A 12450-nucleotide genomic window follows, 5' to 3' on the forward strand; every position below is an offset into this window, starting at 1 on the left:
CAATGGACCTTTGCTTCACCCCGCGCTATCCATTTGCCCATGAAAAACGGTGATCATCTCTTCCTCGTCGACGGCTCCGGATTCATTTTCCGGGCGTTCCACGCCATCCCGCCGCTCAACCGCAAATCCGATGGCCTTCCGGTCAACGCGGTCTCGGGTTTTTGCAACATGTTATGGAAGCTGCTCACCGATGCGCGCGACACGTCGGTCGGCGTCACGCCGACCCATTTCGCGGTTATCTTCGACTATTCGTCGAAGACGTTCCGCAACGCGCTCTACGATCAGTACAAGGCGAACCGCACGGCGCCGCCGGAAGATCTGATCCCGCAGTTCGGCCTGATTCGCCACGCGACGCGCGCCTTCAATCTGCCCTGCATCGAAAAGGAAGGCTACGAGGCGGACGATCTGATCGCCACCTATGCCAGGCTTGCCGAGGCGGCCGGCGCAGGTGTCACCATCGTCTCCTCCGACAAGGACCTGATGCAGCTCGTCACCCCGAATGTGTCGATGTACGACAGCATGAAGGACAAGCAGATCTCTATCCCGGAAGTGATCGAGAAATGGGGCGTGCCGCCGGAAAAGATGATCGATCTCCAGGCGATGACCGGTGACTCCACCGACAACGTCCCCGGCATTCCCGGCATCGGCCCGAAGACGGCGGCGCAGCTGCTGGAAGAATACGGCGACCTTGAAACGCTGCTGGCGCGCGCCGGTGAGATCAAGCAGGCCAAGCGCCGCGAGAACATCATGGCGAACGCCGATCTCGCACGCCTGTCGCGCCAGCTCGTCGAACTCAAGACCGACACGCCGCTGGATGTCCCGCTGGAGGATCTGGGCCTTGAGCCGCAGAACGGGCCGAAGCTGATCGCCTTCTTGAAGGCGATGGAATTCACCACGCTGACGCGCCGCGTTGCTGCTGCGACCGGCACCGATGCCGACGCCGTCGAAGCCGCCAATGTTCCGGTGGAATGGGGCGCGGATGCGCGTGGCCCGGATCTCGACAAGGGTGGCGCAGCGACGGCCGTCAGCGAAAGCTCTTCCGCCAAGGCGGCGGCCCGTGGGGAGGCGGCAGAGGCGGCCGCCGTCCTGTCGCGTGCCGGCGAAACGGACGCGGGAGATGCCACGCCGCAGGCGCTGGCGGCGGCGCGCGCCGAGATCTTCGCCAAGGCGCCGCTCGATCACAGCGCCTATGTCACGATCCGCGACATCGCCACGCTCGAGCAGTGGATCGCTGACGCGCGCGATGCCGGCGTTGTCGGATTCGACACGGAAACGACGTCGCTCGATGCCATGCAGGCCGATCTCGTCGGCTTTTCGCTGGCGATTGCCGATCATCGGGCAGACCCGGCGGGCACCGCCATCCGGGCGGCCTATGTTCCGCTGATACACAAGACCGGCGTCGGCGATCTCCTGGGCGGAGGGCTTGCCGAAAACCAGATTCCGGTCGCAGAAGCGCTGAGCCGGCTGAAGCGCCTGCTCGAGGACCCCTCCGTCCTCAAGGTCGCGCAGAACCTGAAATACGATTATCTCGTCATGAAGCGGCACGGCATCACCGTGGAGAGCTTCGACGACACGATGCTGATGTCCTACGTGGTCGACGCGGGCAACGGCACCCATGGTATGGATGCGCTCTCCGAACGCTGGCTGAACCACAAGCCGATCGCCTACAAGGACATCACCGGCACCGGCAAGTCGTCGGTGACCTTCGATTTCGTCGATATCGACAGGGCGACGGCCTACGCGGCCGAGGATGCGGACGTCACGCTGAGGCTTTGGCATATCCTGAAGGCGCGGCTTGCCGCCAAGGGGCTGACGCGCGTCTATGAGCGGCTGGAGCGGCCGCTGGTTGCCGTTCTCGCGCGCATGGAAGATCGCGGCATCACCATCGATCGCCAAATCCTGTCGCGGCTTTCGGGTGAACTCGCGCAAGGTGCCGCCGCACTGGAAGACGAGATCTACAAGCTCGCCGGCGAAAACTTCACCATCGGCTCGCCGAAGCAGCTCGGCGATATCCTGTTCGGCAAGATGGGCTTTGCCGGCGGTTCGAAGACCAAGACCGGCCAATGGTCGACCTCGGCGCAGGTGCTCGAAGACCTGGCCGCCGAAGGCCACGAACTGCCGCGCAAGATCGTCGACTGGCGGCAGCTGACCAAGCTCAAGTCCACCTACACCGACGCGCTTCCCGGCTTCGTCCATCCGGAGACGAAGCGCGTGCATACGTCCTACGCGCTTGCCGCCACCACGACAGGGCGGCTCTCGTCTTCGGATCCGAACCTGCAGAACATTCCGGTGCGCACCGCCGAAGGCCGCAAGATCCGCACCGCCTTCATCGCAACGCCCGGCCACAAGCTGGTGTCGGCCGACTACAGCCAGATCGAACTGCGCGTGCTTGCGCATGTCGCCGATATTCCGCAGCTTCGCCAGGCCTTTGCCGACGGCGTCGACATCCATGCGATGACGGCGTCGGAAATGTTCGGTGTTCCGGTCGAGGGCATGCCCGGCGAAATCCGCCGTCGCGCCAAGGCGATCAACTTCGGCATCATCTACGGCATTTCGGCCTTCGGTCTCGCCAATCAGCTGTCGATCGAACGTTCCGAGGCGAGCGATTACATCAAGCGCTACTTCGAGCGTTTCCCCGGCATTCGCGACTATATGGAAGGGACCAAGGTCTACGCCCGCGAACACGGCTACGTCGAGACCATCTTCGGCCGACGGGCGCATTATCCGGACATCCGCTCGTCAATCCCGTCGCACCGCGCCTTCAACGAGCGTGCTGCGATCAACGCTCCGATCCAGGGCTCGGCCGCCGATATCATCCGCCGCGCCATGGCGAAGATGGAGCCGGCGCTGGCGGGGGCGAAGCTCTCGGCCCGCATGCTGCTGCAGGTGCATGACGAACTGATCTTCGAAGTCGAGGACGCCGAAGTCGAAAAGACCATCCCGATCGTCGTCTCGGTGATGGAGAACGCGGCGATGCCGGCGCTCGACATGAAGGTGCCGCTCAAGGTTGATGCGCGCGCCGCAACCAACTGGGACGAGGCGCACTAACCCGGCGGCACTCTCTCCAGTTTTCTGATGAAATCCTCTCAGAAAACCTCAAGAGCCACATGCGATGAATCTTGCAGCGTCCGAAGGCATCTTATGTCTCCGGGCGCCTTTCCATCAGGATGATAGAAAGCGTCAGCCGCCGCAGCCGGAACGATTGCCGGCGCGTTCAACTCCTCATAGGCAGCGCTTGGGAAGGGGCTAGGGCCTCATCCGAAACGGCTGCAATCGGAGGAGATCATGGCGCCGAAGACCTTCATTCTTGTCCTGTCCTGCGACGACAAACCCGGCATTGTCGCCTCTGTCACCACCGAGCTTGCCGCGCTCGGTGCGAACATCGCCGAGAGCAATCAGTTCTGGGATACCAAGACCAACAGCTTTTTCATGCGCATCGCTTTTCAGGTTGCGGCGAGCGTTCAGGCAAGCGACGTCGAGCGCGCCTTGCGGCCTGCCGTCGAGCGTTTCCAGATGCGGACCACGCTCGCGGACGCCGCGGTGAAACCGAAGATCCTCGTTCTCGTCTCCAGGTTCGACCATGCGCTGCTGCACCTTCTCTACCAGATCCGCGTCGGCTGGCTGAACGCGGAGGTGGTAGCCATCGTTTCCAACCACGAAGACAGCCATAGCACCGCCGAGGCCGAAGGGCTCGCCTATCACTGTTGGCCGGTATCGAAGGAGAACAAGGCCGAACAGGAGGAAAGGCTCTTGCGCCTGGTTCAGGAGACCGGCGCCGATCTCGTGATCCTCGCCCGCTACATGCAGGTCTTTTCGGACAATCTGTCGAAGCGCCTCTACGGCAAGGCGATCAACATCCACCACTCCTTCCTGCCGAGCTTCAAGGGCGCCAAGCCCTATCATCAGGCGCATGAGCGCGGGGTGAAGCTGATCGGCGCGACAGCGCATTACGTCACGCCCGATCTCGACGAGGGCCCGATCATCGAGCAGGAAACCGAACGAGTCAGTCATGCGCTGACGGCGGAGGATTTTGTCGCCACCGGCCGCGATATCGAAAGCCGCGTTCTGGCCCGTGCCGTCAAGCTGCACCTGGAGCGACGCGTCATGCTCAACGGTCACAGGACGGTCGTGTTTAGATGATCGGCCAAGAGCTACCGGAAGGTACGCGAAATAGCCGGTGCCCGACACGGGGGCCGGCTGAGGCTGCTAGAGGCGTGCGGCAACCGGGGTCGCGGTGACGGCCGGCGCGCGGAAGGTGGCAAAAAGCCGGCTCAAGCCTTCGCGCCCATCGGCCTTCAGATCGAAACGGCGGCCGAAGAGCAGCCACTCGGTACAGAGCCCCAGCATCATCCAGTGCAGCGTTCTGGTCGCCGAGGCCGGGGTCCAGGTCTCGTGCATCTGCCCCTTGGCAAGCGCGCGGGAAAAGGCGAGCTCGAGCACGACGTTATGGTGTTCGTCGAGCTCCTTCTGCCGGGCGAGCACCTCGCCCAGATCGCCGTCGTAGTTGGTGCGTAGCATGATCGTGAGGATGCGCTGGCGCTGCTCGTCGGCGGCGAGAACATCCAGCCAGTCGCCCATGGCGCCTTCGAGGATGGAGAGTGTATCGGCGGCTTCCGCTTCGATCTCGCGGGCCACCATGTCTTCCTGCGGCAGGGGCACGGCATCGTGCAGCGCGAGGAACAGGTCGGTCTTGTTGGCAAAGTGCCAGTAGATGGCGCCGCGGGTCACACCGGCGGCCTTGGCGATTTCTTCCAGCGTCGTGTTCGAGACGCCCTTTTCGTAGAAGACGCGCTCGGCGGCGCATAGGATCTTCTGCCGGGTTGCTTCCGCGTCGGCTTTTGTTCGGCGCATTCATTCCTCCTCATGCGACGGCCCGCCAGAGGCGGGCCGTCCAGTATCGTTTTACTCGGCGGGTGTCGGGTTTTCTGCGGCTGTCGGTGTGTTTTCCACCTTCTTTCGACCGAAGATCTTCGTGACGAATACGAAGAAGACCGGAACGAAGAAGATGGCGAGCACCGTTGCCGAGATCATCCCGCCCATGACGCCCGTGCCGATGGCGCGCTGGCTGCCGGAGCTGGCGCCCGTGGCGATCGCCAGCGGCAGAACGCCGAGCGTGAAGGCCAGTGACGTCATCAGGATCGGCCGGAAGCGAAGATGTGCCGCCTCCAGCGTCGCGTCGATCAGCGACTTGCCCTGCTCGCGCAGTTCCTTGGCAAATTCGATGATCAGGATCGCGTTCTTGGCCGACAGACCGATGATCGCGATCAGGCCCACCTTGAAGTACACGTCGTTCGGCATGTCGCGCATGGTGACCGCCAGCACGGAGCCGATGACGCCGAGCGGAACGACCATGATGACCGCGACCGGGATCGACCAGCTCTCGTAGAGGGCCGCCAGGCACAGGAACACCAGCAGGCACGACAGTGCGATCAGGAGAGGCGCCTGGGTGCCGGACTGGATTTCCTGCAGCGACTGGCCCGTCCATTCGTAGCCGAAGCCCGTGGGAAGCTGTCCGGCGAGACGCTGCATCTCGGCGATTGCGTCACCGGATGAATAGCCCGGTGCCGCCTCGCCGCTGATGCGGACTGACGGATAGCCGTTATAACCGATCGTCTGCGTCGACGCCTTGACCCATTCCACGGTGGCGAAGGCCGACAGTGGCACCATGCCGCCGTTGGCGTTGCGGACGTTGAGGTTCAGGAGATCGGCGGTCTGCATGCGCTGACCTTCGTCCGCCTGCACCGTCACGCGCTGCATGCGTCCGGCGTTGGGGAAGTCGTTGACGTAGGACGAGCCGAGGTTGGTCGAGATCGTCGAGTTGATGTCGGCGAAGGTCACACCGAAGGTGTTGGCCTTCTCGCGGTCGATGGTGACGCTGACCTGGGCTGCATCGGGCATGCCCTCGAAGCGGACGCCGGCGAGCACCTTGCTTTCGGCTGCCATGCCGAGAAGCTGGTCGCGCGCCTGCGACAGCGCCGCCTGGCCGAGGCCGCCGCGGTCCTGCAGGCGGAACGAGAAGCCGCCCGTGGTGCCGAGGCCCTGGATCGCTGGCGGCGACAGCGCGAAGCTGATCGCATCCTTGATCTGGCTCATCGCCATCGTCGCCCGCATGGCGATCGACTGAGCGGCATTGTTGGCATCGCGTTCCTTCCAGTCCTTCAGCGTCACGAAGGCGAGCGCTGCGTTCTGGCCGGTGCCGAAGAAGGAGAAGCCGTTGATCGCGATGATGCGTTCGACTGCCGTCTCCTGGCCGAAGATCTTCTCGGCCTGCTCCACCACCTCGGTCGTGCGGTTGCCCGTGGCTTCCGACGGCAGCTGCATCATGACGATCACGAAGCCCTGGTCTTCGTCCGGCAGGAACGACGACGGCAGCTTCATGAACAGCCAGCCGAGACCGGCGAGCACGGCGACGTAGACGATCATGTAGCGGCCGGTCCGGTGGACCAGGCGCTTCACGATGCCGCTATAGCCGTGCGAGGTCTTGTCGAACGAGCGGTTGAACCAGCCGAAGAAGCCGCGCTTGGCGTGGTGGTGACCCTTCGGCACCTGCTTCAGGAAGCTCGCGCAAAGTGCCGGCGTCAGCGACAGGGCGAGAAGTGCCGAGAACAGGATCGAGACGACCATCGTCAGCGAGAACTGGCGATAGATCACGCCGACGGCACCCGGGAAGAAGGCCATCGGAATGAACACGGAGGCTAGAACCAGCGTGATGCCGATGACGGCGCCGGTGATCTGCTTCATCGCCTTGCGGGTGGCTTCCTTCGGCGTCAGCCCTTCCTCGGACATGATGCGTTCGACGTTTTCGACGACGATGATCGCATCGTCGACGAGAATGCCGATCGCCAGCACCATGCCGAACATGGTCAGAACGTTGATCGAGAAACCCATCGCCAGCATGACCGCGCAGGTGCCGAGGAGTGCGACCGGCACGACGAGCGTCGGGATGATGGTGTAGCGGATGTTCTGCAGGAACAGGAACATCACGATGAACACCAGCGCGACCGCTTCGACCAGCGTCGAAAGCACTTTTTCGATCGAGACGGCGACGAAGGGCGAGGTGTCGTAGGGAACCGAATATTCGAGGCCCTGCGGGAAGAACTTCGCCAGTTCGTCCATGCGTTCCTTGATAGCCGCCGATGTCGACATGGCATTGCCGCTCGGCGACAGCTGGACGGCGATAGCCGCCGAGGGCTTGCCGTTAAGGCGCGTCGAGAAGGCGTAGCTTTCGCCACCGATCTCGATGCGGGCAACGTCGCGCAGGCGGACGGAGGAGCCATCCGGATTGGCGCGAAGCACGATCGCGCCGAACTCTTCGGCGCTCTCCAGCTGGCCCTTGACGACGACGGGCGCGCTGATCTGCTGGCTGATCGGGTTCGGCTGTGCGCCGATCGAGCCGGAGGCGATCTGGGCGTTCTGCGCCGTGATCGCGTTCGTCACGTCCGCTGCCGTCAGGTTCAGACCCAGCATCTTGTCCGGATCGAGCCAGACGCGCATCGAACGTTCGGTCGCAAACAGCTGCGCACGGCCGACGCCGGGCACGCGCTGGATTTCGCTGAGCACGTTGCGGCTCAGATAGTCGCCAAGGCCTATGGCGTCCATCGAGCCGTCAGTCGAGGTGAGCGCGACGATCATGAGGAAGCCGGAGCCGGCTTCATCGACCTGAACGCCCTGGCGCTTGACCGAATCGGGCAGGCGCGGCTCGACGCGGCGAACGCGGTTCTGGATGTCGACGGCCGCCTGGCCCGGGTCAGTGCCGGGGGCAAAGGTCGCGCTGATTTCGACCGAGCCGGAGGCGCTGGAGGTCGATTCGAAATAGAGCAGACCTTCGACGCCGTTTAGTTCGTCTTCGATCAGTCGCGTGACGCTCTGATAGGTGTCCTGCGACGAGGCGCCGGGGTAGCTCGTGTTGATGGAGATCTGCGGCGGCGCGACGTCAGGATATTGCGATACCGGCAGAAGCGGGATCGCAATGACGCCGGCGACCATGATGAAGATCGCCACCACCCAGGCAAAAATAGGCCTGTCGATGAAAAAACTAGGCATCAATCAAACTCACTTTGTAGCTTCGGCAGGCTTCTTGTCGGCTTCCGCCGTCGTCTGCGCTGCTTCTGCGGCAGGCTTGGCATCCGGGTTCCAGTCGGTCGGTTCGACCGGGGCGCCGGGGCCGATTTTCTGGAAGCCTTCGACGATGACCTTCTCGCCGGCCTTGAGGCCGGAGGTCACCTGCCAGCGGGTGCCGATGGTACGGCCGAGCGTCACGTTGCGGAACTCGACCTTGTTGTCTGCGGTAACGACATAGACCTGCGACTGGCCGGCATTGTTGCGCTGGACAGCCTGCTGCGGAACGGTGATCGCGTCCTTCTCGACGCCCTGCTGGACGAGCACGCGGACATACATGCCCGGAAGCAGGTCGTTGTCCGGGTTCGGGAACTCGCCGCGCAGCGTCACCTGACCGGTCGTCGCGTCGACAGCCGCTTCGGAGAACAGGAGCTTGCCCTTGTGCTCGTAGGCCGTGCCGTCGTCGAGCACGAGCTGTACTTCGGCTTCTTCGCTGTCGCCGTTCATCATCTTGCCGTCCTCGAGCGCCTTGCGCAGGCGGATGAGGTCGGTCGCCGACTGGGTGAAGTCGGCATAGAGCGGGTCGAGCTGCTGGATCGTCGCGAGATTTTCCGAGCTGTTGGTGCTGACAAGCGCGCCTTCGGTGATCAGTGCACGGCCGATGCGGCCGCTGATCGGTGCTGTCACGTCGGCATATTGCAGGTCGAGCTTGGCTGCCGCGAGGCCGGCCTCGGCGATCGCGACATCGGCGTCGGCGGTCGCAAGCAGCGCGGCCGCATCTTCCAGCTGCTGCGCGGCGACGACGTTCGCCTTCTTCAGCTGCTCCTGCCGGTCGGCCTTCTGCTGGGCCTGCAGGCGAATGGATTGGGCGCGCCTGAGCGTCGCCTCTGCCTTTTCGACCTGCACGCGGAAGGGCGCGGGATCGATGCGGTAGAGCACATCACCCTCATTGACCTTGGAGCCCTGCTGGAAGACGCGCTCGACGACGATGCCGGAGACGCGCGGGCGGACCTCGGCAACCCGGGTCGCGGCGATGCGGCCGGGTAGCTCGTTGGTGATCGGCAGGGTTTCGGCTTTGGTCGTGAAGACGGCGACGGCGGACGGCGGGAATGCGGCAGCGCCCTGTTGTGCTTCCTCTTTCTGGCAGCCGGAAAGAAGAATCACAGTTGCCAAGGCGGCGGCCAGTGTCGGTCGGTTCATGCGCATAGCGATGTCCATATTCGGTGACCGCAGGCAACAGGTGCATCTCGCAAGGTGCCCGTGCGGTCCGGAAGTGAAGGGGAGCGGAACCGGTATCAGGTTCGGCAAATACCGGAAAGCTAATATACAAACACAAATGTATGTTAATTTGCTTCGCAGTGCAACAGCGTGATGCGGCGCGTCGAATCAAAAAATAATTCAGCCACCACAGGTGTTTAGTCCTTATGGCGGCTGATTTTCACATAGCTGTGATGGGGCGAAGGCCCCAAATTGGATCAGACGAGAACGCGGTCGTCGTTACCGAAACGGTGCATACTGCCGACCATCGGCGTTGCGTAGACGATGTCGTCAGGGGCGTAGCGATGCTCGCCGAAGAGGCGGACGGTGATGGTGCCGACCTGTTCGGAATCGATGTAGACGATCGTGTCGGCACCAAGGTGTTCGACGTGCACCACCTTGCCCTTCCAGTCACCGCTCTCGCGCGACAGCGCCATGTGCTCCGGACGGATGCCGATCGTCTTGGCGCTGGTGTCGCCGAGCCGTGCGCCCTCGATGAAGTTCATCTGCGGCGAGCCGATGAAGCCGGCGACGAAGGTGTTGGCGGGGCGATTGTAGAGATCCATCGGCGAGCCGATCTGCTCGATCTGGCCGGCGTTGAGGACGACGATCTTGTCGGCGAGCGTCATCGCCTCCACCTGGTCGTGGGTCACGTAGATCATCGTCGCCTTCAGGCTGCGATGCAGCCGGGCAATTTCGAGCCGGGTGTTGACGCGCAGCGCCGCGTCTAGGTTGGAAAGCGGCTCGTCGAACAGGAAGAGCTTCGGTTCGCGCACGATCGCGCGGCCGATCGCGACGCGCTGACGCTGGCCGCCGGAGAGTTCGGCCGGGCGCCGGGCAAGGTAGGGATCGAGCGACAGCATGCTTGCCGCCTTGCCGACCTTGTCGTCGATCTCCGCCTTCGGAGCGCCGGCCTGCTTCAGGCCAAGGCCCATATTGTCCTTCACCGTCAGGTGCGGATAGAGCGCGTAGGACTGGAACACCATGGCGATACCGCGCTTGGCGGGTGCCACATGGCCGACCTCTGTGCCGTCGATCTGCACGCTGCCGGAGGTCGCGTCTTCGAGGCCGGCGATGGTGCGCAGCAAGGTCGACTTGCCGCAGCCGGACGGGCCGACGAAAATGACGAACTCGCCGTCCTTCACCTCGAGGTCGATGCCCTTCAGCACCTCGTGGCTACCATAGGCCTTGCGGATGGATTTGAGTTGAAGCGATCCCACCTGGTTGCCCCCCTTAAAGTTTGACTGGTCTGCCGGTGCGCACGCTTTCGTCTGCGGCAAGGCAGATGCGTAGCGACTGGACGGCATCGTTCATGTGACGGTCGAGGTCTATGTCTTCGCGAATGGCCTTCAGCACATAGGCCTGCTCGCGGTCGCAGAGTTCCTGGTGGCCGGGCTCGCCGTCCATCTTCAGGTCCTCGTCAGCCCGGAGGAAACGTCCATCGGGACCGGTTTCGGCATTGTGCAGCCGGATCACCGCGGTCTTGGTGTGCATGTCGATGTCGTCGGATTTGGCGTTCTGGTCCATGACGATCGAGACCGAGCCCTTCGGTGACATCACGTCCTTCACGAAGAAGGCAGTTTCCGAGATCATCGGACCCCAGCCGGCTTCGTACCAGCCGGCGGACCCATCCTCGAAGATCACCTGCAGGTGGCCGTAGTTGTACATGTCCGGCGCGATCTCGTCAGAAAGGCGAAGCCCCATGCCGCGCACTTCCACCGGCTTGGCATCGGTGATCTGGCACATGACGTCGACATAATGCACGCCGCAATCGACGATCGGCGACGTCGTCTTCATCAACGACTTGTGCGTTTCCCAGGTCGGCCCGCTCGACTGCTGGTTCAGGTTCATGCGGAAGACGTACGGACCGCCGAGCTTGCGGGCTTCCGCAATCAGCCGGATCCACGAGGGGTGATGGCGCAGGATATAGCCGATCACCAGCTTGCGACCGTGTTTCTTCGCAGCGGCGACGACGCGCTCTGCGTCGGCGACGGTGGTTGCAAGCGGCTTTTCGACGAAGACGTCGGCGCCGGCCTCAAACGCCATGACCGCAAAGTCGGCATGGCTGTCCGAATAGGTGCAGATCGAGCAGAGCTCCGGCTTCAACTCGGCAAGCGCCGTCTTGAAGTCGGGATGGATCGTGTAGCCGCTCAGTTCCTCCGGCAGCGGCACTTTCGAACGATTGACGAGGCCGACGATCTCGAAGCCCGGATTGTTGTGGTAGGCGAGCGCGTGGCTGCGCCCCATGTTGCCGAGCCCTGCTACGAGGACCCGGACCGGTTTGCTGCTTGCACTCACTTGACTGCTCCTGCCGTGATGCCGCGGATCAGTTGCCGCGAGAAGATGACGTAGAGGACGAGAACCGGAAGGATGGCGAGCGACAGCGCCGCCAGAACCGCGTTCCAGTTGGTGACGAACTGGCCGATGAAGATCTGCGAGCCGAGCGTCACGGTCTTGGTCGCTTCCGCCGGCGCCAGGATCAGCGGGAACCAGAGATCGTTCCAGATCGGGATCATCGTGAACACCGCGACCGTCGCCATTGCCGGCCGCACCAGCGGCAGAACCAGGCGGAAGAAGATTGAATATTCCGACAGCCCGTCGATACGCCCGGCATTCTTCAGATCATCCGAAACCGTGCGCATGAACTCCGAGAGAATGAAGATCGCCAGCGGCAGGCCTTGCGCCGTGTAGACGAGGATCAGCGCCGTCAGCGTGTTGACGAGGTTGGCGGCGACCATGCCCTGGAGGATGGCGACGGTGCCGAGACGGATCGGGATCATGATGCCGATCGCCAGGTAAAGACCCATGACCGTGTTGCCGCGGAAGCGGTATTCGGACAGCGCGAAGGCGGCCATCGCCCCGAACAGCAGCACCAGCGCGATCGAGACGATCGTGACGATGAAGCTGTTCTGGAAATAGGTGGCAAAGTCGCCCTGGCCGAGGACCGTTTCATAGCCGATCAGGCTGAAGGTCTGCGGGGTCGGGATCGTCAGCGGCGCCCGGAAGATCGCGTTGCGATCCTTGAACGAGTTGATGATCGTCAGAAACACCGGGAACAGCGACACGAGCGTGTAGGCGATCAGCGCCACGTGGACGAAGCCGGTGCGGAGAAAAGAATCGCGTGCTTTCGACATC

At 63.2% G+C, this 12450-nt stretch carries 8 protein-coding genes; 2 read left to right on the forward strand and 6 right to left on the reverse strand.

Going from position 1 to position 12450, the window contains the following annotated elements; all coding sequences use genetic code 11:
* Positions 1–39: 39 nt before the first annotated feature.
* Both polA and purU read left to right on the forward strand, forming a co-directional pair.
* Positions 40–3048 (forward strand): DNA polymerase I, encoded by a 3009-nt coding sequence (polA, locus tag LAC81_RS19130; RefSeq protein WP_223726046.1) that lies wholly within the window; start codon positions 40–42, stop codon positions 3046–3048.
* A gap of 237 nt (positions 3049–3285) precedes the next feature.
* A complete protein-coding gene (gene purU, locus LAC81_RS19135) occupies positions 3286–4140 on the forward strand; it encodes a formyltetrahydrofolate deformylase (RefSeq protein ID WP_223726047.1) in 855 nt (284 codons plus the stop codon).
* Between the two features lie 66 nt (positions 4141–4206).
* On the opposite strand, the gene LAC81_RS19140 is transcribed toward purU, so the two are convergent.
* The 6 genes from LAC81_RS19140 to LAC81_RS19165 form a co-directional block, all read right to left on the reverse strand.
* Positions 4207–4851: a TetR family transcriptional regulator gene (locus LAC81_RS19140; protein ID WP_113539935.1), complete on the reverse strand. Its 645-nt coding sequence runs from the start codon at positions 4849–4851 to the stop codon at positions 4207–4209.
* A gap of 51 nt (positions 4852–4902) precedes the next feature.
* Positions 4903–8043: an efflux RND transporter permease subunit gene (locus LAC81_RS19145; RefSeq protein ID WP_223726048.1), complete on the reverse strand. Its 3141-nt coding sequence runs from the start codon at positions 8041–8043 to the stop codon at positions 4903–4905.
* A 9-nt stretch (positions 8044–8052) separates the two neighbouring features.
* Entirely contained in the window at positions 8053–9276 is a 1224-nt protein-coding gene (locus LAC81_RS19150) for an efflux RND transporter periplasmic adaptor subunit (RefSeq protein WP_223726049.1), read from the reverse strand.
* Positions 9277–9533: 257 nt separating this feature from the next.
* Positions 9534–10535, reverse strand: a complete 1002-nt coding sequence (locus tag LAC81_RS19155; RefSeq protein ID WP_113539938.1) for an ABC transporter ATP-binding protein — start codon at positions 10533–10535, stop codon at positions 9534–9536.
* A gap of 13 nt (positions 10536–10548) precedes the next feature.
* Positions 10549–11613, reverse strand: coding sequence for a Gfo/Idh/MocA family protein (locus LAC81_RS19160; RefSeq protein ID WP_113539939.1), 1065 nt, complete (start codon positions 11611–11613; stop codon positions 10549–10551).
* Positions 11610–12449 (reverse strand): carbohydrate ABC transporter permease, encoded by an 840-nt coding sequence (locus tag LAC81_RS19165; protein WP_057247778.1) that lies wholly within the window; start codon positions 12447–12449, stop codon positions 11610–11612. Before LAC81_RS19165 ends, LAC81_RS19160 begins: the two co-directional genes overlap by 4 nt.
* Position 12450 lies beyond the last annotated feature (1 nt).

The sequence above is a fragment of the Ensifer adhaerens genome (genome assembly GCF_020035535.1).
In the GTDB taxonomy this organism is placed as follows: domain Bacteria; phylum Pseudomonadota; class Alphaproteobacteria; order Rhizobiales; family Rhizobiaceae; genus Ensifer.